Consider the following 25,633-nt stretch of genomic DNA (forward strand, 5'->3'; position numbering starts at 1 on the left):
CATTGTTTAAAATTGCTGTTTTGCCTGGAGATGGAATTGGACCTGAAGTCATAGAAGAAGGGTTAAAAGTTTTGTCTGCTATAGAAGACAAGTACAAACTTAAATTTGATGTAAAAAAGTATCCCTTTGGAGGAGAAGCTATAGATAAATATGGTGTTCCCTATCCGGAAGAGACAAAAAATGCATGTCTTTCCAGCGATGCTGTTCTTTTGGGAGCAGTAGGTGGACATAAATGGGATGACCTTGAGGGGGATAAAAGGCCAGAAGCGGGTCTTCTGGCTTTAAGAAAAAGCCTAGGGGTTTATGCAAATCTAAGGCCTGCTGTTCTTTATCCTCCTTTAAAAGAAGCTTCTCCTTTAAAAAACGAGTTATTACAAGAGGGTTTAGATATTCTTGTGGTAAGAGAACTTACTGGTGGCATTTATTTTGGACCGAGAGGAACAGTTGCTATAGATTATGGTTTTAAGGCTTATGATACAGAAGTGTACCAGACTTCAGAGATAGAAAGGATAGCGGTTATTGCTTTTGAAGCGGCTTTAAAGAGGAAAAAGAAAGTCACTTCTGTAGACAAGGCAAACATTTTGGATTCTTCAAGATTGTGGAGAAAAACGGTAGAAGAAATAAGTAAGAGATATCCTGATGTTGAGTTAAACCATATGTATGTAGATAATTGTGCTATGCAACTAATTAAAAATCCTTCTCAATTTGATGTAATTCTCACTTCCAATATGTTTGGCGATATATTAAGTGACGAGGCTTCCCAACTTACAGGTTCTATAGGTATGCTTCCTTCTGCTAGCTTAAGAGAAGATAAAGTGGGGCTTTATGAACCTATACACGGTTCTGCTCCAGATATTGCTGGAACAAAAAAAGCAAATCCTTTAGCTACAATACTGTCAGTTGCTATGATGCTGGAATATTCTTTTGACCTTATAGATGCTGCTAATGACATAAAGGATGCAGTAAATAAAGTTTTAGAGGCAGGTTATAGGACTTTTGATTTAGGAAAAGGAATAATTTTAAATACTCAGGAGATGGGAGATAAAGTGGTAGAGTATGTAAAGGGGTGAGGAGATTGATAAGCGATAGCATAAAAAAAGGAGTTGAAAAGGCGCCGCATAGGTCACTTTTATATGCTTTAGGCTTGACTTATGAAGAGATAAAAAGGCCTATTATAGGAGTTGCAAACTCAAAAAATGAAATTATACCAGGTCATATGCATTTAGACAAAATAGCTGAAGCTGTAAAAGCAGGCATCAGAATGGCAGGAGGAACCCCTATAGAGTTTTCCACTATTGGTGTTTGTGATGGCATTGCCATGAACCATAAAGGTATGAAATACTCTTTAGGGAGTAGAGAACTTATTGCAGATAGCATTGAAATCATGGCAATGGCCCACGGGTTTGACGGGCTTGTGCTTATACCTAATTGCGACAAAATAGTACCGGGAATGCTTATGGCAGCAGCACGCCTAAATATTCCTGCAATAGTTGTAAGCGGAGGCCCAATGCTTGCAGGAAAGTGTAATGGAGATACCTGTGATTTGAGCAGTGTTTTTGAGGCGGTAGGGGCTCACAAGGTTGGTAAAATCACTGAGGAAGACCTCTACAGGATAGAGCTTAACGCTTGCCCTACCTGTGGTTCCTGCTCTGGTATGTTTACCGCAAATACTATGAATTGCTTGACAGAAGCTTTAGGAATGGGACTTCCAGGAAATGGCACAATTCCAGCTGTTTATTCTGAAAGGATAAGACTTGCAAAACAAGCTGGAATGAAAATCATGGAGCTTGTAGAGAGAGGAATTAAACCTTCCGATATACTTACAAAAGAGGCATTTATAAACGCCTTTAGTTTAGACATGGCTTTAGGTGGTTCTACAAATACAGTATTGCACTTAAAAGCTATAGCTCATGAGGCAGGCGTAGATATACCTTTAAATGAGATTAATGAGATTAGTACAAGAGTACCTAATTTATGTAAATTAAGTCCTGCAGGGAAATACCACATAGAGGACCTTTATTTTGCAGGCGGAATTTCAGCTGTTTTAAAAGAGCTGACGAAAGCTGATCTCATAAATACTGAAGTGTTAACAGTTACAGGAAAGACATTGGGAAAGAATATAAAAGACGCGAAAATTTTAAATCATGATGTGATAAGGCCAATAGACAACCCTTACAGCAGTACTGGAGGTCTTGCGATACTGTACGGGAACATTGCAAGAGAAGGAGCTGTTGTAAAAGCATCTGCTGTAGCAAAAGAGATGTTAAGACATGAAGGACCAGCAAAGGTATTTAATTCTGAAGAAGAGGCTATTGAAGCAATATATGGTGGGAAAATACAGAAAGGCGATGTGGTAGTAATAAGATACGAAGGTCCAAAAGGTGGGCCGGGAATGAGAGAAATGTTAAGTCCTACTTCAGCCCTTGCAGGTATGGGACTTGACAAAGATGTCGCTCTTATAACAGACGGTAGATTTTCAGGTGCAACAAGAGGAGCTTCCATAGGACACGTCTCTCCGGAAGCTATGGAAGGAGGAGAAATAGCGATTATTGAAGATGGGGATATTATTGAAATTGATATTCCCGCAAGAAAAATTAATGTGAAATTAACTGATGAGGAGATTAAAGAAAGAATGAAAAGATGGGTAAGACCTGAACCAAAGATAAAAACTGGTTATATGGCAAGATATGCAGAACAGGTGACTTCTGCAAATACAGGTGCAGTTTTTAAGGGGGAGGTATATGAAGTTAAAAGGAGCGCAAGTAGTTATAGAAGTTTTAAAAGAGATGGGCGTTGATACTATATTTGGCATACCAGGAGGAGCAGTTATTCCCATTTATGATGCTCTTTATGACTCTGATATAAGGCATATTTTAGCTACTCACGAGCAAATGGCAGCCCATATGGCAGATGGTTATGCAAGAGTTACGGGAAGGGTAGGGGTTTGCTTTGCTACCTCTGGCCCCGGTTCTACCAATCTTGTAACGGGTATAGCTAATGCTTATATGGATTCAGTACCTGTTGTGGCGATAACAGGACAGGTTCCTACAAATCTCATAGGGAAAGACGCTTTTCAAGAGGTTGACATAACAGGAATTACAATGCCTATAACTAAACACAACTTTATTGTAAAGTCTCCTGATAAACTGGCAGATACAATAAGGCAGGCATTTGCAATAGCCAAAAGTGGAAGGCCTGGTCCTGTGTTAGTAGATATTCCAAAAGATATACAGAATGCTGATATAGAATATGTTAAGGAAATGGGAGATAGTATTAATATAAAAAACAATGTCAATGGAATAGTTTCGCAAAAAGAGTTAGACAAAGCCATTGAATTCATTTTGCAAAGTAGAAAACCTGTAATATTTGCAGGAGGAGGAGTGATTTGGGGAGAAGCATCAGAGGAACTTATAGAATTTGCAGAGAAGACCAATATACCTGTTGCTACTTCTTTAATGGGGTTAGGATGCTTTCCAGAAGACCATCCTTTGTCATTAGGTCTTATTGGCATGCATGGAAGCAGATTTGCAAATTTGGCTGTATATAGGTCAGACCTTGTGATAGCGATAGGAACGAGATTTAGCGACAGAGTCGCTGGCAAAGCAGGAGGACTTGCACCGAATGCCAAAATAGTCCATATTGATATTGACCCTGCAGAATTAGGGAAAAACGTGGAAGTAGAGGTAGCAATTATAGGTAAAGTAAAAGAAGTATTGAAACTTTTAACGAATAAACTTCCATTCATTGAGAGAAAAGAATGGTTAGAGGAAGTTTCTTTCTTGAGAGAAAAGCACGGATTAAAGTATAAAAACGATGAAGTTTTGAGGCCTCAGTGGATAGTAGAAAAAATTCAACAGCTTTCAAACGATGACCTTATAATAGCCACTGAAGTGGGACAAAATCAAATGTGGGCTGCGCAGTATTATAAATTTAAACAGCCCAGGACTTTTGTTACCTCAGGAGGACTAGGGACAATGGGCTTTGGGCTTCCTGCTGCAATAGGTGCACAAGTGGGAAAGCCAGATAAAAGAGTTGTAAACATTGCAGGTGATGGAAGTTTAAGAATGAATATACATGCCTTAGAAACAGCTGCTGTATATAATATTCCGGTTATAACGGTACTACTCAACAACCAAACTTTAGGAATGGTAAGACAGTGGCAAAATCTTTTGTATGACAAGAGATTTTCGCAGACAGATTTGAACGCAAATTTGAATTTTGCTAAGCTTGCAAATGACTTTGGAGTAGAAGGAATAAGAGTTACAACAAAGGAAGAATTCGAAAAAGCTTTTAGAAAAGCCTATAGCGAAAATAGACCTTTTATGATAGAATGTATTATAGACAAAGATGAGATGGTGCTTCCTTTTATTCCTGCAGGTGGTACTGTTGAAAATACAATTGGATAAAACCTTCGGGGATCGGTGAAATTCCGTACCGGCGGTATAGCCCGCGAGCCTTTTGGCAGACTCGGTGAAATTCCGAGGCCGACAGTTAAAGTCTGGATGGGAGAAGGAGAAATATTCCTCAGGGAATATGTTCTCTGGGGATTTTTTAACCCTGAAGGTTTAACCTTCTGGGTTTTTTAGTATAGGAGGGATTAAATTGGAAGAATATATGAAAATGGCTTTAAAACTGGCTGAAAAAGGATGGGGACATACAAACCCTAATCCACTTGTGGGTGCTGTAATAGTTAAAAATGGAAAAATAATAGGTGAGGGTTATCATGAATATTTTGGAGGTCCCCATGCTGAAGTAAATGCATTAAAAAATGCAGTTGAAGATGTTAAAGGTTCTACTATGTTTGTAACACTTGAACCTTGCAGCCATTATGGCAAAACGCCTCCTTGTGTTGAAGAAATAATTAAATCTGGCATTAAGAGAGTGTATATAGCGATGGAAGACCCAAATCCCAAAGTTAGCGGAAATGGTATAAAAAGGTTAAAAGAGGCGGGAATAGAAGTACATGTGGGGATGATGGAGAAAGAAGCGAGGAAACTCAACGAAATATTTGTTAAATATATTACGACAAAAATTCCATTTGTAATATTAAAATCTGCTATGAGCATTGATGGGAAGATTGCTTGTTATAATGGAAATTCTAAATGGATTACAAATGAGAAATCAAGAAAATTTGCTCATAAAATAAGAGGACGTGTATCCGCGATTATGGTTGGGGTAAATACAGTAATTAAGGATAACCCAATGCTTACAACAAGGTTAGAGGGGTACAAAAGTCCTGTAAGGATTATTGTGGATAGTAGAGGTAGAACGCCACTTGCCTCAAATGTAATAAGAGACAAAGCGGCAAAAACGATAATTGCTACAACAGAACTTATGCCAAACAGTGTAAGAAAGAAACTTGAAGATATGGATATTGAAGTTATTATATTAAAAAACGACAATGGAAAAGTACCTTTAAAAGAGCTAATGATAAAACTTGGAGAGAGGGGGATTGATAGTGTATTGATTGAAGGCGGTGGGACATTAAATTGGTCTGCACTTAAAGAGGGAATTGTTGATAAAGTTATGTTTTTTATATCACCTAGAATAGTAGGAGGAGAAAATGCTTTAACACCTGTAGAAGGTATAGGCTTTTCAAATATAGAAAATTCAATAGAATTAAAAAATATAGAGATTGATAGAATAGATGATGATATACTAATAACAGCATATGTAAGAAAGTAGGTTATGGCGTATGTTTACTGGAATTATAGAAGAAACAGGAACTGTTAAAAATATTATACATGGTACTTTTACAAAAATTGTTATAAAATGTAGCAAAGTCCTTGAGGGAACAAAAATAGGTGATAGTATAGCAGTTAACGGTGTATGCTTAACTGTTACTAATATGTCAAACGAAAGTTTTGTAGCTGACGTTATGCCTGAAACCATGAGAGCAAGCAATTTAAAAGATTTAAAAATTGGAAACATTGTCAATCTTGAAAGAGCACTTCAAGTTGGAAGGAGAATGGGTGGGCATATCGTAACTGGTCATATAGATTGCGCTGGAAAAATCATAGACAAAAGGCAGGAAAAAAATGCTTTTATATTTAAGATAGCTATCAATAAAGAATTTACAAAATACATTGTGCGTAAGGGAAGCATTGCGGTAGATGGTATAAGTTTAACGGTTGTTGAAGATGGAGATGATTATTTTACTGTTTCAATTATTCCACATACAATGCTTAAGACGACATTGGGTTATAAAAGGGTAGGAGATAGTGTGAATATCGAAGTTGATATACTTTCTAAGTATGTAGAAAAACTAATAGCGCAAAAGGATATAAAAGATTTATTGAAAGAAAATGGATTTATATAGATTTAGATGACTTTTCTAAGTTAAGGAGGAAAGACTATGTTTGATAGGATAGAAGATGCAATAGAAGATATAAAGCAAGGAAAAATGATTATTGTTGTTGATAATGAAAACAGGGAAAATGAAGGCGACTTAGTCATGGCAGCAGAAAAAGTTACCGGAGAACATATCAACTTTATGATAAAGTATGGACGGGGTCTTGTATGTGTTCCAATGACAGAAAAGAGACTTGATGACCTTGGCATTTACCAGATGGTTGAGAATAACACTGACCATAAAGAAACTGCTTTTACTGTATCTGTAGACTATAAAGAATGTACCACTGGTATTTCTGCCTTCGAAAGAGCACTAACGGTGAATAAATTAGTAGATGATAATTCAAAGCCAGAAGATTTTACAAAGCCAGGACATATCTTTCCTTTAAGAGCAAAAGATGGTGGTGTCTTAGTAAGAGCAGGACATACAGAAGCAGCTGTAGACCTTGCAGTTCTTGCGGGACTCAAACCTGCTGGAGTAATATGCGAAATCATAAAAGATGATGGAAATATGGCAAGGCTGCCTGACCTTTTGGAGTTTGCAAAAAAATTTGGGTTGAGGATTATATCTATTGAAGATTTAATAGAGTACAGAATGAAAAATGAAATACTTGTGAGAAGGGTAGCACAGGCGAAACTTCCAACAAAATATGGGAATTTTGAAATTGTCGGGTATGAAGAAATATTAACAGGAAAACAGCATGTAGCTCTGATTAAAGGAGACATAAATAGGGATCCTGTACTTGTGAGGATACATTCAGAGTGCCTGACGGGGGATATATTGGGGTCATTAAGATGTGACTGTGGTGACCAGCTTCATGCGGCAATGGAAAGAATAGGACAGGAAGGAGGAGTACTAGTCTATCTGAGACAGGAAGGAAGGGGTATAGGACTTTTAAACAAGATTAAGGCGTATCATTTGCAGGATCAAGGGTTTGATACTGTTGAAGCGAATATTAAGCTTGGCTTTCCACCCGATTTAAGAGAATACAGCATAGCTGCCCAGATTTTGAAAGATATAGGAGTTAAAAAGATAAGGATTATGACAAATAATCCGCAAAAAATTATGGAATTATTAGACTATGGTCTTGAGGTTGTAGAAAGGATTCCTATAGAAATTTGTCCAAATTATTATAATGAAAAATATCTCAAAACAAAAAAAGAAAAAATGGGACATCTAATTTTGGAAGTGTGAAATGCTATGCAAAAAGTGAATTGAATGTAATTATAAGCACAGTGAAGAACACTAGTAAGGGGAGTGCATAGTTATGAAAATATACGAAGGAAAACTTACGGTAGAAGGAAAGAAATTTGGAATTGTGGTAAGCAGATTCAATGAATTTATAACTAACAAACTTCTCGAAGGAGCACTTGATGCCCTAAAAAGGCATGGTGCTTTAAATGAAGATATTGAAATTGCATGGGTACCTGGAGCATTTGAAATACCACTTATAGCTAAAAAGATGGCTGAATCTAAAAGATATAATGCAGTAATTGCACTTGGAGCAGTAATAAGAGGAGAGACACCCCATTTTGATTACGTTGCAAATGAGGTATCAAAAGGTATTGCAAAAATATCTCTTGATACAGAAGTTCCAGTTATATTCGGCGTTCTTACCACAGATACAATTGAGCAAGCTATTGTAAGGGCGGGAACAAAAGGTGGGAATAAAGGTTTTGAGGCAGCCGTTACAGCAATAGAGATGGCAAATCTAATAGATGAAATAAAATAAGGGCAAAATGCCCTTATTTTATTTCCAAGGAGGAATAATTTCTGCTTTTTGAAGAGCTTTAAATACTACTACAAATACAGGCCCTATTACAAGCCCTAAAGCACCGAAAAGTTTTGCACCTATAAACATAGATAAAAGCGTAACAAGAGGATGAAGTCCGATACTCTGACCTACAATCTTAGGCTCTATCATTTGTCTTACAACTACCACCAAGCCGTACAGTATTAAAAGATATATCCCTACCATGTAGTTTTTCATTATGATGTTATAAAGCGCCCATGGTACCATGACAGCACCAGAACCAAGTACGGGCAATGCATCTACAATGGTTACAAGAAGACCCAATAGAAATGGATAGTCAAAACCTATCATTGCAAGGCCTATGGAGACTTCCAAAAAGGTTATAAGCATTATTGTTGCTACTGCTCGCAGATAACCGAAAAATGTCTTTAAAAGGTCTACCTGAATATTTTTTGCATGCTGTGCCCAATGAGATGGAATCTGCCTTTTTATAAAATCTAGTATAAGCTGTTTATCTTTGCTTATAAAAAAAGTAGCAACGAGTGTTATCAAAGTCATAAAGAAAAAATTAGGCAATTTTGTTGCAAAATTCAAAAGCCATGTAGCAAGATTTTTTGCAAATAATGATATATAGTTTAAAATCGATTGCATGTTGTTTTCAATAAGGGATGTAATATTTGGGGGTAATGTTACGTAATACATTCTTATTCTATCAACGAGATTTAAAATTATGTCATTAATAGTATTTGCATAATTTGTACTTATTTCCGCAAGAGAACTTAGTTCATATATAAGTTGTGTTATTGATATTGCAATAAGTGATCCTATCACGCCTATTAATATCAAAAGTAAAATAAAGGATGCTAATCCTCTCGGCACCTTTAATTTTTTCTCTAAGAAATTTACACCAGGATCGATTATCACAGCGAAAAGCAAAGCCACTACAAATGGCATCAAGAAAGGAATAATTTTAAATATGATTAAGTAAAATATAATAAAGACAGCAACAATGAGCAGTGTTTTTTTTATTATATCACCGTATCTCAATAGAAAATTATTCACCGTTTTGACCTCCTTTTTCTTTATTATAATATGAGAATTGATGAAAGTCTATCATTAAGAGTAATTATTGACTATAATAAAAAAATCCGCCGAAACGGATTTTTTAAAGGGCGGTTTTTATTTTTGCTATTTCTTTTGATTTTTGGGCAAGTTCGCTTGCGTTATAATTCCTTTTTCTACTAGTAAATCTATGAGGGAAAGTAAAGCCAATAAATTTTTGTACTCTGTGTCTTTTATTTCGGCTAAATCTAGAAGATATTCTATTTCTCTCATTTTACATCTCTCCCAAATAATTCTTTAATTTTATTATTGACATATATTAGAAAAATATGCATACAAAATAAAAAAATTAGAATTTGTTTGAAGTTTATGCTATAATATCACTGTACTTTTAAGTGAGGAGAGAAAATATGGGCAAAAATGTACAAAAAGAAATATTAAGCTGGATATTTACTATAGCTCTTGCTTTTTTAATTGCAATGTTTATAAGAACTTATGTTTTTGAATTGGTAGATGTACCCACAGGTTCAATGTTAAATACTATTCAAATAAATGATAAATTTATTGTAAACAAGTTTATATACAGGTTTGAACCTGTAAAACGAGGAGATATTGTAGTATTTCGTTTTCCTGACGACCCAAAAGTTAATTTTGTAAAAAGAGTTATTGGCATTGGTGGAGATGTAATTGAAATAAAAAATGGTCAGTTAATAAGAAATGGAAAAGTAGTTAAGGAGCCCTATATAAAAGAACCTATGAAAGGCAATTTTGGACCATATGTCGTCCCACCTGGTCATTATTTTATGTTAGGTGATAATAGAAATGAGTCTATGGATAGTAGATTTTGGCAGCACAAGTATGTATCAAAAGACCAAATTTTGGGTAAAATAGTTTTTAGAATTTGGCCTCCTGATCGAATTGGTTCTATGTCTGGAAAATAGTTATTGAAAGTAGTGTTATAAAGTAGTATAATATTAAAAAACATAATATTGTCGGCAATGAAGGGACGAGTAGTAAGTATAAACTTTTAAGAGAGCTGGTGGTGGGTGCGAACCAGTAAGTTTTACTTATGAATTCCATCCCGGAGCTAAGGTGTAATGACCTTCGGGCGACCGTTAAATCATGTGGAGGGCTTATTTAAGCCAAAAGAGGGTGGCAACACGGCATTCCCGTCCCTTTATGGGACGGGAATTATTTTTAAGGGAGGTGTGGTAAAGTGTTAGACGTAAAGAGGATAAGAAATAATCCAGAGGCTGTAAGAAGAGCTGTAGAGCTTAAAGGAGAAAAAGCAGATATAGATAGGTTTTTAGAATTAGACGAAAAAAGAAGACAAATGCTAGTGGAGTTGGAAACATTAAAAAATCGTAGAAATGTGGAATCAGACAATATTGCAAAACTTAAAAGAGAAGGCAAAGATGCTAGCGATTTGATTGCTGAAATGAAAGAATTATCGGATAAGATTAAAGAAATGGAACAAGAGGTAAAAGAAGTAGAAGAAGAATTGGAGCGAATTTTATGGACAATCCCTAATATACCTCATGAGAGTGTTCCAATTGGCGATAGTGATGAAGATAATGTTGAAATAAGGAGATGGGGAGAACCGAGGAAATTTGACTTTGAACCAAAACCTCATTGGGAAATAGGGGAGGAATTAGGTATATTAGATTTTGAAGCGGCTGCAAGAGTTACAGGTTCTAGATTTACTTTTTATAAAGGTTTGGGGGCACGACTAGAAAGAGCACTTATAAACTTTATGTTAGATTTACACATTGAAAAACATGGCTATACTGAAGTGTTTCCTCCCTTTATGGTACATAGAAGAAGCATGTTTGGCACAGGTCAACTTCCTAAGTTTGAAGAGGATGCTTTTAAAGTTTACGGTACAGACTATTTTTTGATACCAACGGCAGAAGTGCCTGTTACTAATATGTACAGAGACACAATAATAGACGGCGATAAGCTTCCAATATACCACTGTGCTTATAGCGCTTGTTTTAGACAAGAGGCAGGTTCTGCAGGAAGAGATACGAGAGGGCTTATAAGGCAGCACCAGTTTAATAAAGTTGAACTTGTCAAATTTACAGAGCCAGACAAATCCTATGAAGAGTTAGAAAAAATGACTAGAGATGCTGAAGAAGTATTGCAGGCGTTAGGACTTCCTTACAGAGTAGTGGCCATATGCACAGGAGATTTAGGCTTTACTGCTTCTAAAAAATACGATATAGAAGTGTGGATGCCAAGCTATGGACGATATGTAGAAATTTCTTCTTGTAGCAATTGTGAAGACTTTCAAGCAAGAAGAGCTAATATAAAGTATAGGCCTAAAGACGGTGGAAAGGCTCAATATGTCCATACTTTAAATGGCTCTGGAGTTGCTGTAGGAAGAACTTTTGCTGCAATATTAGAAAATTATCAACAAGAAGATGGATCTGTTGTAATACCAGAAGTTTTAAGGCCATACATGAAAGTAGATGTGATAAAGAAATAAATATATTGTTTTCCAATATTATACTATATAAGCATATTGACAATAAAGCTGGGGTATGATATACTTTATATCGTCCCAGCTGGGAGAGGTGTCCGAGTGGTTTAAGGAGCTGGTCTTGAAAACCAGTGACTCCTTCACGGAGCCGTGGGTTCGAATCCCACCCTCTCCGCCAGAAAGTTAATATTTTTTTATGAGCAACTAACGTGGAGAAGTACCCAAGATGGTGAAGGGGCGGTCCTGCTAAGACTGTAGGTCGGGGATAACCCGGCGCGAGGGTTCGAGTCCCTCCTTCTCCGCCATTTTATTATAGTGTTGCTCTATTTTTCATAGAAAAAATACAAAGTAGGCTTTTGCCTACTTTTATTCTTTGTCTTTGCCTAATATAACTGTCACATCTACATTTGCATCAGGAGAGATATCTTTTTCTACATTGGTTATAAAAAGAGTTTTTGCGACTTTTTCAGCCCTTTCTTCATCTGTTCTTGCATATACATGGGAAGAAATAAAAGTCATGCCAATGACGTTTCCGATTTTCACAACGTCAAAACCCTCATTTTTTAAAACTTCAGCGTACTTTGTGGCAAGCCCTGGTATTCCTGCACCGTTTAACACTTCTACTTTTATGTTTTTGTTTTCTGCAAAAGATGTTGTTGAAGTATTTGAGGTTGAAACCTCATCGCTAAAAAGTTCTTTTACTATTTCTTGAACTTTTATATTGTCTACAAAGAAATAGCTGGTATTTCCTTCATATCGGCCTTCTCCGGGAAGAGCCATTGCATTTATAGTCGAAGGCTTGTCTTTTATAAATTGATAAGCGTATTGAGTTATCTCAGAGGCGGTTAAGTCTGTTTTCAAATATTGACTGACTGCTATTGCTAAAGAAGGTACTTTTGGTAATATTGAGGGTTGCAGCATTTTTTTTAAGAAAGCTTCGAGAAATTGATGCTGTGCCTTTATTCTTCCAAGGTCACCGTCTACATAACCATGTCTATATCTTACAAACTGAATTGCCTTTTCTCCATCTAATACTTGCCTACCTTTTTTTAAATCTATATGAAGAGGGGGATTTGCACTGTTGTCATCGTATTTCATGTTAAAGGGTACATCGACTTCTACTCCCCCGATTGTATCTATTATTTTTTTGAAACCTTCATAATTTAAAATTACATAATTATCGATTTTGATACCTAATAAATCTTCTACTGCTTTTTCTAACCCTTCAATTTTTCCTTCAGAAAAGGCAGCATTTATTTTTTTCTCTTCTGGAGCGTTAAATCCTGGCCTTGGATAGTATGTATCTCTTGGAATTGATAATATATTTATTTTTTTGTTTACAGCGTCATAGTTTATTACAAAAATAGTATCTGATAAATTGTTTTCATCACTGCCTACAAAAAGAATGTTTTTCCTTTCTATAGCTTGCTCTTTATTTTGAGACTCATTTCTACTAACGGTAGAAGTATTTTTTTCATTTGAAGCAGGGACATGAATATTTTTATAAAATATATAAGTTCCCACACCAAGGGAAAGGACAATACCTATTATAATAAGAATTATTATTTTTAATATTCTTTTCATGGTTTTTCCTCCTATAACTACCGTACCATTATTTTGTTTATATAATGAATATATAGCATTTTAAAAATTAAAAGTCAATTAATAGAATGTTACAAGTTATTAAATATTTATTAAGTTTATTCTCCTTCTTTCTCTATTTAAAGACTACATATCAAGATTATGATATAATTAATAAAAAGAAAAGCTATGAAAAAGGGGTGCTGAGTTTGAAAAGACCTAATATTTTTTTAATTTCTTTTATCATTTTAATTTTTGTGATTTTGGGAATTATTGTAAATTTTATAAACATCCTCGTGGATTTTCAATGGTTTTCTGATTTGCATTATCTTAATGTATTTTTTAAAAAATTTTTGACTCAGCTTACAATGGGTGTGCCGATTTTCATTCTTGTATTTATGGTGTTGTATTTTTATACAAACAAGATAATAAGAGATTATGTTAACTTTGCACAGGATATAATCGTTAAAAAGAATATTAACATATATAGAAGATTAGGTATTGCTATTTCTCTATTAATTGCACTATTTATAACGCTATATGCAGCGACAAATTGGTGGAATGATTTATTGTTTTTTGTAAATTCTGTAGATTTTAATGAAACTGACCCCATATTTCATAAAGACATTAGCTTCTATATGTTTAAGTTACCGCTTTTTTATGATATTTATAATCTTTTAATTGTGTTTATACCTGTGATGATAGTTGTCGTAATAATCGCGTATGGACTAATGTACTTGTCTGATAAAACAAGGTTTTATGAGATTTCAGACAGAGACGGAAATTTATTTAAAGCCATTTATAACAAAGACATTTTAATAAAAGCATTTAAAGAAGTTGTCCTCTTAGGATTTATCTTTTTTGTACTCATGGGCATAGGGTATTATTTAAAAGCTTTTAAACTTTTGTATTCTACCAAAGGTATAGTTTTTGGAGCGACTTATACTGATATTCACGTTTCACTGCAGTTTTACAGGGCACTTGCAATAATTTCTTTTGTAGCAGCTATTTTACTTTTGATAGGATTTTATAAGAAAAATATAAAATATATAGTTGCTGCTCCGGCTATTATAATAATTTTAGCAGCCATAATGGTGATCACTGAAACAGCCGTTCAGAATTTAATTGTTTCTCCTAATGAGTTAGACAAAGAAAAAAATATATAAGCTATAACATAGAATACACAAAAAAGGCTTTTGGGTTAGATAGAGTAACAGAAAAAAATTATGATATGAAAAAAGAGTTAACTCCTAAAGTTTTGGAAGAAAATAAGGCTACTATTGATAATATAATGATTAACGACTATAGACCAGTTAAACAGGCGTATAATCAATTACAAGCGATAAGGCTTTATTACAAGTTTAATGACATTGACATGGATAGGTATACAATAAGTGGAAAGTACAGGCAAGTATTTTTAGCAGCAAGAGAGATGGACCATGAGAGTTTATCTCCTCAAGCAAAAACATGGATAAATTTGCATTTAAAATATACCCATGGCTACGGTGTAGTAATGTCTCTAGTCAATGATGTTACACCAACAGGCCAACCGGCTATGATAATAAAAAACATACCACCTTCTACTAATACTGATATAAAAATTGATAGGCCTGAAATTTACTTTGGAGAACTTACTAACGATTATGCTATTGTAAATACAAAAACTGGAGAATTTGATTATCCTTCTGGAGACAAAAATGTCCAGACAAATTATAAAGGAACTACAGGTATACCTATGACATTTATAAACAGGATACTTTTTAGCATATATACAGGGGATGCAAGAATTTTATTGTCTACTGATATAACAAAAGACAGTAAGATACTCATATATCGCAATATAGAGCAAAGGGTTTCTAAAATAGCTCCTTTTTTGCTCTATGACGATGACCCTTACATTGTAATAGATAATGGTAAATTATATTGGATAATAGACGCTTACACTTATTCTGCCAATTATCCATATTCTCAGCCTTATGGGAGTATGGGAATCAATTATATAAGAAATTCTGTGAAAGTAGTAGTAGATGCTTATAATGGAGATGTTAAGTACTATATTTCAGACAATAATGATCCTTTAATAAAAGTATATAGCAAAATCTTCCCTACATTATTTAGAGATATAAAAGAAATGCCTCCTGGTTTGAGACAGCATATAAGGTATCCTCAATTTCTATTTGACATTCAAGCAGAGGTTTATAAAAATTATCACATGACTGACCCACAAGTGTTTTACAATAAAGAAGACGCATGGGATATTGCAAAAGAAAAATTTGAAGATAAAATAGAGTACCAAGAATCTCAATATATGATAATGAAACTGCCAGGAGAAACTAAAGAAGAATACATTTTAATGATACCTTATACTCCTGCTACAAAAGCTAACATGGTGGCTTGGATGGCAGCGAGAATGGACGGAGAAAATTATGGCAAACTTATTGTATATAAATTTCCCAAAAATACCATTATTTATGGACCTTTGCAAATAGAAAACATGATTGATCAAGACCCTAATATTTCTAAAGAATTAAGTTTGTGGAACCAACAGGGCTCAACAGTCAGCAGAGGAAATCTCCTTTCGATTCCGATTGATGATTCTATGCTTTATGTAGAGCCTTTGTATATACAGTCGCAAAATCAGAATGCATTGCCAGAAGTAAAGAGAGTTATTGTAGCTTATAAAGACCAGATTGTAATGGAAGATACTTTAAAAAATGCTTTAAATAAATTGTTTAACCTGAATACTCAGCAAATATCTCAGCAAAATGTACCTTCAAATACAGCAAATGATACACAAAAGCAGCTTATAGAGAAGGCTCATGAAACATATCAAAACGCTATGGAAGCAGTTCAGAAAGGAAATTGGTCTGATTTTGGAAAATATATGGAGGAATTAAGGAAGATATTAGATGAATTAAATAAAAGTGTGAAAAAATAATATAAGGGAAATAAAGCAAAGTTACAATTGCAATTGAAATTAAAATGTGTTATTATATATTATAGCTTAAGCGCCCGTAGCTCAATTGGATAGAGCGTTTGACTACGGATCAAAAGGCTGGGGGTTCGACTCCCTCCGGGCGCACCATTTTGAGAGATTGAAGGTATCGGAATTGCGCCGATACCTTTTTTGATTTTTATATTTTTCATGCATTCCCAGCAAAAGCTCCAAATATTATTGAAGGCATAACATCATAATAGATAGAAATGACATGTCTACAGGTGACTTATTAATATTGTATACTAACATTAAAACAGCAATTCTATCTACCAATTTCCTATATCCGAAATTATCTGCAATGATATAAAAAACCAGTATTTCTATTTTTATTCATATTTTTCACCTTTTTACGAAGCAAGTAAGTAGGCACTTTTGCAATATTAACATCCAATATTTTCTTTTTATATTTAGGTATCTATACAAACCTGTAATTCTCTTTGCTTCATTTTTAGCATTTTTCTAATTTTCTTAACTATTTCACCTGGTGTTAGAAATTCCGATTATTTGGACTTAAGCGACATTATTTTGTACAAAAGTGCCAAATTTCCTCCATTGGTGTAAGTGGTTATTAGTGGTATAATGATAATGGAAATTGCTAAAAAGTTAACTTTTGTTACAAAATGGTTGATGTCAGTTGATGTTTTGGCAAATAAAAATTTTATGGTGGGGTGGTAAAAATGGCCAGTGTGACATTGCAGAATTATTATGACATTGTTATAGCAGGGGACTCTATTTCAAGGGGTGTAGTATACAGCGAAGAAAAAAATAAATATGTTATATCAGATGTAAATTATGTAAATTTACTAAAGAATAACATAAAAGGAACAGTAAAAAATATTGCTAAGTTTGGGAACACTCTTTTAAAAGGTATTGACACTTTGAAGAGGTACTTGTCAAAAGATAAACCTGATATAGTTGTAATAGAATTTGGAGGAAATGACTGTGATTTCGACTGGGAAGAAATTGCAAAGAATCCTTATGATGAGCATAGACCCAAAACAGATTTTTATATTTTTAAAGAAAAGCTTAAAGAATTGATAAAATCCTTAGATGATGCAAACATAATTCCTGTGTTAATGACATTACCTCCTTTGGATGCTGACAGATATTTTAAATGGATAAGTAAAAACAGTGAAGAGATGGGCAAAAACATTTTAAAGTGGTTAGGCAGTGTGACTAAAATATATTGGTGGCAGGAAAAGTATAACTCAGCTATATTGAGTATAGCTGAAGAAACAAAAACAAGGCTTATTGATATAAGGAGCGCTTTTTTGGATTACCCAGATTTTAGGCAATTTATTTGTGCAGATGGTATTCATCCTAATGAAAAAGGCCATAAAATAATAGCACATAAGATATATGAGTATCTGCAGAGAAATTATACATATCTTTTGAAAGAGTAAACATATAAAGATTAATCCAAAATTTAAAAAAAAGATAGCAAAGACTTATGTTGTAACGATATCCTTTTATTTTTATCAAGGAAGTAAGGAATCTGTGACAATCTATTTTTGTATTAAATAATAATTTTGCTACAACTATTATAAAAGTTGAACAAAATTAAAAAAATTTTGTTGAGAATGTTTACTATGAATGTTTTGTGTGATATAATTTCAAGTGGAAATAATATATACCTCCCTAGAGTAAGGCGGTAATAAACGACGATACAGCGGAGCTTTATACGTGATACTAATGAAAATGGAGGTGTGACTAATTGAGCAATTTGTTATTTATTTGGGTAGCGATGTTTTTGGTATGGACTGCATTGAATGCGCCACTATCAGCCCAAAAAACTATTTTTGGAATTATTTTATCATTTTTGATTGCAGTAATTGCTAATGTATATGATAAAGAGCAAAAAAAATTTAAATTAAAAACTTTTTTTGTTTGATTAAATATTTCGTCGTGTTTTTAAAAGAACTTGTCAAAGCTAATTTGAATATGGCAAGAATAGTTTTGACTCCTTCTTTACCTATTTCGCCTAAGATTTTCAAGGTTACAACAAGCCTTAAGTCTCCAATAGCAAGAACATTACTTGCAAATTCTATAACTTTAACTCCAGGAACAATATCTGTAGAACTTGATGGGGATACATTATACATTCATGTGGTTGAGGGTGATAAAGTAGAAAACGTTGAAGATTTAAAAGGACCCTTTGAAAAGATTTTAAGGGAGGCTTTTGAATGATAATAAATGTTATTTTAGGATTAGTGATTTTCGGTCTTTTATTAAGCTTTATAAGGTTGGTAAGGAGCAGTTCAATTGAAAGCAAAGTGGTTGCTATTGACATTATGACAACTATTTCTTCGGGACTAATAGTGATTTTTGCTTTTATAAGCGATAACGGGTTATTTTTAGATGTGGCGCTGGTATATGGTATTTTGTCTTTTATTGGGGTTGTAGCAATAGCTCGTTATTTAGAAGGAGGAATTTAGTATGCAGTATATTGGATACTTTTTCTTGCTTATTGGAGCTGTTTTTTTAGCGCTAGCAGGTCTCGGAATATATAGGATGCCGGATGTATTAAATCAATCTCAAGCGGGGACTAAAGCATCAACTATGGGGATTGTTGGACTATTTATTGGTTTTGCTTTTCTTAAACCATTGTGGGCCCCCAAGTTAATTCTTATGGCATTGTTTTTTCTTTTTACTTCGCCGATTGCTTCACATGCAATATGTAAGGCAGCGATAAAGAGAAATAAAGCAAAACTTATATTAAAAGAAAATGCTTTTTCAAAAGAAGGTGAGTAATATGTTTTTATCAGTAATTATTGCGGTTATTATGATATTTGGTGCTATGTGGACAATTGTAACTGAAGATTTATTTAAAGCTATTGTTATATTTGCAATAGTATCCCTTTCTTCTTCTATAATGTTTTTACTTATGCAGGCGCCAGATGTTGCTATAACGGAAGCGGCTATAGGCTCGGGCATAACTACTGCTTTATTTATTTTCACATACAAAAAAGTGGAGGAGGAAAAAGATGAAAGATGAAACATCTGTATTAGTAAATATTATTGCTTTTTTAATTCTCTTTGTGATAGGAATTTATATATATATTGTAGCTATTGATACAGGAGCAGGAATAAAAATAACGGATAATATAACTCCTACCATGAGGGTGGCCGATAAATATCTAAACAAGAACGTGTTAGATGATAATAGCACATATCAATGGGGAGGTACAGCTGAAGATACAGCTGCTAATATTGTAACTTCGGTTGTTGTTGATTATAGATTATTTGATACAACTCTTGAGGTAATAGTTTTATTTATTACAATATTAGGTTTTGGCTTTGTTATTCCTAAAGACAAGAGAAAGATAATTAAACCTACCACTATACTTAACAGGTGGGCGCCAATTCTGATGCTGCTTATGCTTATGATAGGGGGATACACATTTATTAATGGACACTTATCTCCTGGAGGGGGTTTCCCGGCAGGTGCTATTATATCGACGGCTATTTTGACGGGTGTTTTGACTGGAAGGAGAACAATAAGTCAAAAATCCCTTAAAATAATAGAGGCAATAACAGGTATATCAATATTTTCCATCGGAATCATAAGCTATTTTCTAACTGGTAGCTTCTTTCAGAATTTTATATTAAATGACAAGATAGGAGATCTATTTTCAGGTGGCTTGATACCTATATTTTATGGTTTAATAGCCTTTAAAGTTGCTGCTGAGCTTTCAAATATCTATTTTGAATTTTATGAGGAGTGATGTTATGACGCAAGTTTTTATACTGTCCTCCCTTTCTCTTATGTTTATAGGTCTATATGGAGTTTTGACGAGAAAAAATTTACTAAAAATAATTATAGCGCTAAATATTATAGAAACAGGTATCAACTTACTTTTGGTTTCCTTTGGATACATTGATCATGGAATAACACCTATTTTAACTTCACAGGAGAGTATACTTAACCTAAATAAAATGGTAGATCCAGTTCCACAGGCGCTTGTTCTTACATCAATAGTTATAGGCTTGGGAACAACTGCATTTGCTTTAGCATTGGCAATACGATACAAAATTACTCATAATTCTATTTTAATAAATGCATCTGAAGAGGAAGAGGGAAGAGGTATATGAATAGCATAGTTTTTCTAGTTGTAATACCAATTATTGCGGCGTTTTTATCTTTATTTTTAGGCAAGGTGAATAAATTAATTGCATATATAGTTACAATTTTTAACTTATCTTTTTCTGTAGTTGTCCTTGTAAGTGGGAAAATACCCTTTAATGTTGCAATTGGAGGTTGGAGGGCTCCATATGGAATAAACTTTGTTGTTACTGATATCACAATTTTCTTTTTACTACTTATTAATGTAGCAGCAGTTCTTTCACTGACAACAATAAAGGAACATATGGAGTACCAATTCTATGCTTTCTATTTTATACTACTTGCTGCGACTAATGGTATGGTTTTGACAGGTGATATATTTAACTTTTATCTTTTTACAGAGCTTACTACCTTTGCAATTGGAGGACTTGTGGCGTACAAAAGAGATAGATTAGCTACAGGTGCATCACTAAAATATTTAATATTATCATCAACTGCATCTATTTTTAGCTTAGCAGCAATAGGCCTCATATACAAGACTTTGGGGACCCTTAATTTTGCAGACATAGCCAGCAAAATTTCTAATTTAAACAAGGCATCATTATCTTTAATTTTAATACTTTTTATTTCTAGTATGTTGGTTGAACTGAAGATTTTTCCTTTTAACCTTTGGGTTGTAAAGGCTTATGATGCTTCTATTCCAGCAGTAAATCTTTTTCTTCATGGGATGGTTAGCACTGCCGGTGTATATGGGGCAATAAGAATACTTCTTATGGTATTTTCAAAAAATGGTGTAATGTCAGATCAAAGTAGCAACATAGCAAATATTTTAATATTGTTAGCTTTTATAACAGTAATGATTGGCGAAATTGGAGCTTTGACAGAAAAAAATTTAATTAAAGTTTTGGCGTTTTCCTCTATGGCACAACTTGGTATATTCCTGTTTGGAATAAGTTTAGGCAATTATGAAGCACTAAAAGGAGCATTTTATATAGTTATATCAAACTATTTTGCGAAACTTATAATGTTTATTGTTGCAAAAAATTATTCTGTTGTTGCAGGAAGCAGAAATTACAACGCGATGAAAGGATTAGGGAGAAAATATCCTGGACTCGCGATAGCTTTTACAATATCAGCTTTAAGTCTTATGGGAATGCCTTTTTTCGCAGGATTTTGGGGTAAACTTTCCATAGTTGGAAATGCACTTTTAATGGACAAAATTGCCATTACAGGTGTAATAATAATACTGATTTCCTCTGTAATTGAAGGTGTTTATTATCTTAGAATATCTCATACATTTTTTAGTGATGGAAATATTCAAGACACTAAATTATCAAGGATTAATTGCGTGCTACCAATAATTTTAGCGGCGGTTATTTTGATTATAGGGATATATCCAAATTCAATTGAAAATATAATATGGACGATGATAAATGAAATACAGAATACACCAGAAAAATATATACAAGTAATTTTGCCTTTAAAGTGAGGGTGAGACTATGGTAGAAATTTTACTGGTTCCTCTTATAACAGCAGTTATATCGGCTATTTTTATAAAAAACAAGCGGCTCGTATGGTTTCTTTTTCTGATTTCTAATGGCTATATATTATATAAACTTTACTCATTGTATGGAAAGTGGGATTTAACTTATATATTAAACACTGATTACCAAATATTTGGTGCAAAACTAAGTTTAGGACTTTCAAATAATCCTTTAGGATGGTATTTTGCCTTTTTCTCGGCTGTTGTTACCTTAGTAATTGCTATATTTTCTATAGGATTTAATACAAACTCTAAAGGAAATGTAGCTCCTATATGGATGCTAATTATATTTGCTAATCTTGGAATATTCTATGCAGCAGATTGGATAACATTTTTTATGATGTGGGAACTAATGGGATGGACATCTTTTTTCGCAATAACCAATGGAAATACTAAAGCATTAGATGGTGCAAAATATTACTTGGCTCTTTCTCTTCTTGGTGGGTCTTCCATGTTAATTGCAATATTACTGCTTGGTGCATATACTAAAACTTTTATTATTATTACTTCTGCTTATAGATTGATCCAGCTGTTTAATTTGGCAGAAGGTGTTTTTACAACAATATTACTTTTGTTTATTATGGCATTCTTCATAAAATCGGCAATATTTCCATTTTACATGTGGCCTTCAAAAGTATATGCTGTAGGTCCTGAAGATTACATTGCGTTTATGTCTTCAGTAATGATAAAATATGGCATTTATCCTATGGCAATATTCATAGTTCCTGTAATTGGGAATTTACAACTTCCTAAGATATTTAATGCAGGTAATTGGATGCAATATTTTATTGGTTATCTTGGAGCGCTTAGTGCTGTTGTAGGGACTTTACTTGCTATGTTTCAGACTGATATGAAAAAATTATTTGCGTATTCCTCTGTGGCAAACATGGGATATATACTTTTAGGTTTCGCATCTATGAGTATAGTAGGTTTTGAAGGTTCGCTTTTCCATGTTGTTAATCATATTGTTTTAAAAGCTGCGATATTTTTATCTCTTGCTGCTGTAGTGTATAGGACGGGTGAGAGTGAGATGCACAAATTAGGTGGACTTGTATATAAAATGCCTATTACTTTTTTGACATTTCTTTTTGGAATAATAGCAGCAGCAGGAATACCACCGCTTAATGGCTTTGGCTCAAAGTGGATGATAATACAAGCGCTTATGGAGAAGAAGATGGTTGTTCTTGTAATATCCATGGTATTTGCATCAACCGGAGCGTTTATGTATTTATTTAGGGCACTTGTTTCTATATTTTTAGGACAACTTCCCGAAAGATATAAGGATGTAAAAGAGGTACCATATACAATGTCAATACCCATGATTATAATGATGGGCTTGATGCTTCTAATTGGTGTGGTACCAGGGGTTGTGATGAAACCATTAACTATTGCACTGGATGCATTAGGGTATAAAGTTGATATCGCTACTTGGACTACTCTTAGTTCGTCTTTTAAAAATGCGACGATAGATTTAAAAATAGTATTTTACATGTTTGCTATGGGTATTGTAGTTGCAGCTTTGATGTATTTGTTTGGAAACAAATCCGAAACTGTACCACAGCATGATAATTACACAGCAGGAGAGAACCCAATAGAATGGGGAGTTGATGCAGACAAGTTTAACTATTCTTATTCATTTTACCAACCATTTAAGGAGATGTTTGACCCGCTTTTTGAAAGAATTTCAATAGATAGATTTTTTTCAAGTATAGGTAAAAATTTTGAATATATAAGCCCAACCATTCAAGGGTTGTATAAAAGAGGAGAAGGAGCAGTGTTGCTTTTTAGCATTGGTGTTCTCTTATTGATATTAGGAGGTTGGATTTTATGATAGCAGCTATAAGAGTTTTTGGTTACAGTTTGTTTGCAATATTTATTGGACTTTTATTTATGGGAATAGGAAGGAAGATTATTGCAAGAATTCAGTTGAGATTAGGCCCACCATTTTATCAGGCATTTTTAGATGTAGGAAAACTCTTTGCCAGAAAGTCCATAACACACAATTTTGTGATGGACCTTGGTATGATAATGTCGCTTGCGGGACTACTGTCAACTATGCTATTTGTTCCAGTAGCTGGACATATAGCTATAAAGAGTAGTTCTAATCTAATTCTAATAATTTACCTTATGGCCATTGGACATCTTGGAATGGCGATGGCAGCTTCTGCTAGTGGAAATCCCAATGCAACAATTGGTGTATCTCGTGCACTTACAATGATGCTGGGATATGAAATTCCGTTTTTTACAGTAATGTTAGGATTAATAATTTTTAATGGGACTTCTTCTCTTGAGCTTATTGCGCAAAGTCAGGCAGGTGGATTATTGAATTGGAATATGGTTAAATTTCCGCTTGGATTTTTAGCAGCTGAAATTGCATTACAAGCGATAATGGGAGAAAAACCATTTGATGCAATGGTAGCACCTGCTGAGATAGCTTCAGGACCTATGGTGGAGCTTGGTGGTAAGTACCTGGGACTTGCATTTTTGACACATGCAGTTTCAATTTTTGTTGAAACGGGGATAATGGTAAATTTATTTATGGGCGGTGCTTCAAATGTATTTACTTTTGTATTAAAACAATTTGAAATATATTTAATTACTGTACTTATTGAGGCCGTATTCCCGAGATTTAGAATAGAGCAGGCAGTTAAATTTCTCTGGACTGTTCCCATGAGCATTGCAGTTGTCCAGCTTGCGATAATATTATTGTAAGATAATAGAAGGGGGCAATTTGAATGGAAGATTTAAAGGCTAATGATAAAAGAAGCTATATTGATAATTTGATAGATTTTTTAGAAAAAGATCTATATGGATGCTTCATTACTGTACAGGTTGCGGAGCAGTGGAACTGCCGCCTTCAATGACATCCAGGTGGGATATTGAAAGATTTGGCATAGTGCCAATGGCGACGCCAAGACAGGCAGATGTCCTTTTAGTAACAGGATATGTTTCGTTGAAGACATTAAAGAGGATTATAAAGATTTATGAACAAATGCCAGAACCCAAATGGGTTTTAGCATTTGGTTCGTGTACAGTAAATGGAGGAATTTACTGGGATTCTTATAACACCATAACAAATCTTGCGGAATATATTCCTGTTGATATTACTGTATCGGGCTGTATGCCTAGGCCAGAAGCAGTTATAGATGCATTGCAAACGCTAATGGAGATGATACAGTCTGGCGAGGGAGGAGCGTACAAAAAATACAAAGAAAACTATGAATACTATAAAAAGAACCAGGATAGAGTTTTAAGGAAAACAGCCCCAATATTAGGAAGCAGCGAAACAGAGTCAATTTATCAAGAAAAGGAGGGGAATTATGAAACTTGATAAGGAAAGCATAATAGAACTTTTAAATCAAAAAGGAGTAGAGGTTTTAGACCTTTATCCAAATCAAATAAGTGTAAATATTAAAAAAGATAACCTCTTAAACCATTTGGTATTTTTAAGGTCAATAGGTTTTGATCATCTATCATTTATAAATGCAGTTGATTTTATAGATGAAGGTGAATTTGAACTTGTTTATCATGTTTGGTCTTACACCCATAAAATTCATGTTTTAAACAAAGTAAGAATAAGCAGAAATAATCCTGTTATACCAACGATAGTAAATCTTTGGGAACAAGCGCAGTTTTATGAGCAAGAAATACACGAGTTTTTTGGGATAATTTTTGAGGGAAACAAAGATTTATCTCCTTTGTTCTTGGAAAATTGGGTAGATATACCGCCGCTTAGAAAAGATTTTGATACAAAAGAGTTTTCTGTAAGATTGTTTGGTGCCGAGATAAGGAGGTGATA

26 protein-coding genes, 3 tRNA genes, 1 pseudogene, 1 riboswitch and 1 other annotated feature are annotated in these 25,633 nt (G+C 34.1%); of the genes and pseudogenes, 27 read left to right on the top strand and 3 right to left on the bottom strand.

All coding sequences use genetic code 11. From position 1 onward, the window contains the following. The first annotated feature begins 2 nt into the window (after positions 1-2). From leuB to ribE, 7 genes are all read left to right on the top strand, one after another. Positions 3-1,070 carry a 3-isopropylmalate dehydrogenase gene (gene leuB, locus OEI98_RS00090; RefSeq protein WP_003869979.1) on the top strand — a complete coding sequence of 356 codons (1,068 nt, stop codon included), beginning with the start codon at positions 3-5 and terminating at the stop codon, positions 1,068-1,070. Beyond that, positions 1,067-2,797 (top strand): dihydroxy-acid dehydratase, encoded by a 1,731-nt coding sequence (gene ilvD / locus OEI98_RS00095; RefSeq protein ID WP_416237341.1) that lies wholly within the window; start codon positions 1,067-1,069, stop codon positions 2,795-2,797. Before leuB ends, ilvD begins: the two co-directional genes overlap by 4 nt. Continuing rightward, positions 2,742-4,406 (top strand): biosynthetic-type acetolactate synthase large subunit, encoded by a 1,665-nt coding sequence (ilvB, locus tag OEI98_RS00100; protein ID WP_266038823.1) that lies wholly within the window; start codon positions 2,742-2,744, stop codon positions 4,404-4,406. The genes ilvD and ilvB overlap by 56 nt, the downstream gene beginning before the upstream one ends. Next, positions 4,404-4,518: riboswitch (FMN riboswitch) on the top strand. Its footprint overlaps the gene before it by 3 nt. Before the next feature lie 84 nt (positions 4,519-4,602). After that, positions 4,603-5,685 carry a bifunctional diaminohydroxyphosphoribosylaminopyrimidine deaminase/5-amino-6-(5-phosphoribosylamino)uracil reductase RibD gene (gene ribD / locus OEI98_RS00105; protein WP_266038825.1) on the top strand — a complete coding sequence of 361 codons (1,083 nt, stop codon included), beginning with the start codon at positions 4,603-4,605 and terminating at the stop codon, positions 5,683-5,685. A gap of 10 nt (positions 5,686-5,695) precedes the next feature. Continuing rightward, positions 5,696-6,319, top strand: coding sequence for a riboflavin synthase (locus OEI98_RS00110; RefSeq protein ID WP_003869975.1), 624 nt, complete (start codon positions 5,696-5,698; stop codon positions 6,317-6,319). A 36-nt stretch (positions 6,320-6,355) separates the two neighbouring features. After that, a complete protein-coding gene (locus tag OEI98_RS00115) occupies positions 6,356-7,546 on the top strand; it encodes a bifunctional 3,4-dihydroxy-2-butanone-4-phosphate synthase/GTP cyclohydrolase II (protein ID WP_003869974.1) in 1,191 nt (396 codons plus the stop codon). 73 nt (positions 7,547-7,619) lie between these two features. Then, positions 7,620-8,084 carry a 6,7-dimethyl-8-ribityllumazine synthase gene (gene ribE / locus OEI98_RS00120; RefSeq protein ID WP_003869973.1) on the top strand — a complete coding sequence of 155 codons (465 nt, stop codon included), beginning with the start codon at positions 7,620-7,622 and terminating at the stop codon, positions 8,082-8,084. 18 nt (positions 8,085-8,102) lie between these two features. Here the strand turns inward: ribE and ytvI are convergent, their stop codons facing one another. Together ytvI and OEI98_RS00130 are read right to left on the bottom strand one after the other, a co-directional pair. Next, positions 8,103-9,167 (bottom strand): sporulation integral membrane protein YtvI, encoded by a 1,065-nt coding sequence (gene ytvI / locus OEI98_RS00125; protein ID WP_003869972.1) that lies wholly within the window; start codon positions 9,165-9,167, stop codon positions 8,103-8,105. 126 nt (positions 9,168-9,293) lie between these two features. Then, complete coding sequence (locus OEI98_RS00130; RefSeq protein ID WP_266038826.1) at positions 9,294-9,440, bottom strand: hypothetical protein; 147 nt, start codon at positions 9,438-9,440, stop codon at positions 9,294-9,296. 137 nt (positions 9,441-9,577) lie between these two features. Between OEI98_RS00130 and lepB the strand changes: the two genes are divergently transcribed. From lepB to OEI98_RS00150, 4 genes are all read left to right on the top strand, one after another. Then, positions 9,578-10,108, top strand: coding sequence for a signal peptidase I (lepB, locus tag OEI98_RS00135; RefSeq protein ID WP_003869970.1), 531 nt, complete (start codon positions 9,578-9,580; stop codon positions 10,106-10,108). 48 nt (positions 10,109-10,156) lie between these two features. After that, positions 10,157-10,347, top strand: a binding site (T-box leader). 36 nt (positions 10,348-10,383) lie between these two features. Beyond that, entirely contained in the window at positions 10,384-11,655 is a 1,272-nt protein-coding gene (gene serS, locus OEI98_RS00140; RefSeq protein WP_003869969.1) for a serine--tRNA ligase, read from the top strand. 82 nt (positions 11,656-11,737) lie between these two features. Continuing rightward, a tRNA-Ser gene (locus OEI98_RS00145) sits at positions 11,738-11,827 on the top strand. Between the two features lie 33 nt (positions 11,828-11,860). Further along, positions 11,861-11,954, top strand: a tRNA-Ser gene (locus OEI98_RS00150). Between the two features lie 61 nt (positions 11,955-12,015). Here OEI98_RS00150 and OEI98_RS00155 read toward each other — a convergent pair. Continuing rightward, positions 12,016-13,233 carry an LCP family protein gene (locus OEI98_RS00155; protein ID WP_266038829.1) on the bottom strand — a complete coding sequence of 406 codons (1,218 nt, stop codon included), beginning with the start codon at positions 13,231-13,233 and terminating at the stop codon, positions 12,016-12,018. Positions 13,234-13,439: 206 nt separating this feature from the next. Between OEI98_RS00155 and OEI98_RS00160 the strand changes: the two are divergent. From OEI98_RS00160 to OEI98_RS00235, 16 genes and pseudogenes are all read left to right on the top strand, one after another. Further along, positions 13,440-16,168 (top strand): annotated as a pseudogene (locus OEI98_RS00160) (UPF0182 family protein). 70 nt (positions 16,169-16,238) lie between these two features. Next, positions 16,239-16,315: transfer RNA gene (locus OEI98_RS00165), tRNA-Arg, on the top strand. Positions 16,316-16,905: 590 nt separating this feature from the next. Then, positions 16,906-17,631 (top strand): SGNH/GDSL hydrolase family protein, encoded by a 726-nt coding sequence (locus OEI98_RS00170; RefSeq protein WP_004399473.1) that lies wholly within the window; start codon positions 16,906-16,908, stop codon positions 17,629-17,631. A 311-nt stretch (positions 17,632-17,942) separates the two neighbouring features. Next, on the top strand, positions 17,943-18,119 hold the full coding sequence (locus OEI98_RS00175) for a hypothetical protein (protein WP_266038832.1): 177 nt from the start codon (positions 17,943-17,945) through the stop codon (positions 18,117-18,119). After that, complete coding sequence (locus OEI98_RS00180) at positions 18,116-18,415, top strand: Na+/H+ antiporter subunit E (RefSeq protein WP_266038833.1); 300 nt, start codon at positions 18,116-18,118, stop codon at positions 18,413-18,415. The genes OEI98_RS00175 and OEI98_RS00180 overlap by 4 nt, the downstream gene beginning before the upstream one ends. Next, complete coding sequence (locus OEI98_RS00185; protein WP_003869964.1) at positions 18,412-18,663, top strand: monovalent cation/H+ antiporter complex subunit F; 252 nt, start codon at positions 18,412-18,414, stop codon at positions 18,661-18,663. The genes OEI98_RS00180 and OEI98_RS00185 overlap by 4 nt, the downstream gene beginning before the upstream one ends. 1 nt (position 18,664) lies before the next feature. Further along, positions 18,665-18,979, top strand: coding sequence for a monovalent cation/H(+) antiporter subunit G (gene mnhG, locus OEI98_RS00190; protein ID WP_003869963.1), 315 nt, complete (start codon positions 18,665-18,667; stop codon positions 18,977-18,979). Between the two features lies 1 nt (position 18,980). Further along, positions 18,981-19,223, top strand: coding sequence for a Na(+)/H(+) antiporter subunit B (locus OEI98_RS00195; protein ID WP_003869962.1), 243 nt, complete (start codon positions 18,981-18,983; stop codon positions 19,221-19,223). After that, positions 19,213-19,953, top strand: a complete 741-nt coding sequence (locus OEI98_RS00200) for an MnhB domain-containing protein (protein ID WP_003869961.1) — start codon at positions 19,213-19,215, stop codon at positions 19,951-19,953. The genes OEI98_RS00195 and OEI98_RS00200 overlap by 11 nt, the downstream gene beginning before the upstream one ends. A gap of 4 nt (positions 19,954-19,957) precedes the next feature. Continuing rightward, complete coding sequence (locus tag OEI98_RS00205; protein ID WP_003869960.1) at positions 19,958-20,320, top strand: sodium:proton antiporter; 363 nt, start codon at positions 19,958-19,960, stop codon at positions 20,318-20,320. After that, positions 20,317-21,780: a complex I subunit 5 family protein gene (locus OEI98_RS00210; protein ID WP_003869959.1), complete on the top strand. Its 1,464-nt coding sequence runs from the start codon at positions 20,317-20,319 to the stop codon at positions 21,778-21,780. The genes OEI98_RS00205 and OEI98_RS00210 overlap by 4 nt, the downstream gene beginning before the upstream one ends. 10 nt (positions 21,781-21,790) lie before the next feature. Further along, on the top strand, positions 21,791-23,665 hold the full coding sequence (locus OEI98_RS00215) for an NADH-quinone oxidoreductase subunit M (protein ID WP_003869958.1): 1,875 nt from the start codon (positions 21,791-21,793) through the stop codon (positions 23,663-23,665). Continuing rightward, positions 23,662-24,546, top strand: a complete 885-nt coding sequence (locus tag OEI98_RS00220) for a respiratory chain complex I subunit 1 family protein (protein WP_266038839.1) — start codon at positions 23,662-23,664, stop codon at positions 24,544-24,546. The genes OEI98_RS00215 and OEI98_RS00220 overlap by 4 nt, the downstream gene beginning before the upstream one ends. A gap of 23 nt (positions 24,547-24,569) precedes the next feature. Beyond that, on the top strand, positions 24,570-24,698 hold the full coding sequence (locus tag OEI98_RS00225; RefSeq protein WP_266040737.1) for a hypothetical protein: 129 nt from the start codon (positions 24,570-24,572) through the stop codon (positions 24,696-24,698). Beyond that, on the top strand, positions 24,647-25,165 hold the full coding sequence (gene nuoB, locus OEI98_RS00230; protein WP_266038841.1) for an NADH-quinone oxidoreductase subunit NuoB: 519 nt from the start codon (positions 24,647-24,649) through the stop codon (positions 25,163-25,165). The genes OEI98_RS00225 and nuoB overlap by 52 nt, the downstream gene beginning before the upstream one ends. After that, positions 25,155-25,631, top strand: a complete 477-nt coding sequence (locus OEI98_RS00235; protein WP_003869955.1) for an NADH-quinone oxidoreductase subunit C — start codon at positions 25,155-25,157, stop codon at positions 25,629-25,631. The genes nuoB and OEI98_RS00235 overlap by 11 nt, the downstream gene beginning before the upstream one ends. The last annotated feature ends 2 nt before the right edge of the window (positions 25,632-25,633 follow it).

The sequence above is a fragment of the Thermoanaerobacter sp. RKWS2 genome (assembly GCF_026240795.1).
Classification (GTDB): domain Bacteria; phylum Bacillota; class Thermoanaerobacteria; order Thermoanaerobacterales; family Thermoanaerobacteraceae; genus Thermoanaerobacter; species Thermoanaerobacter ethanolicus.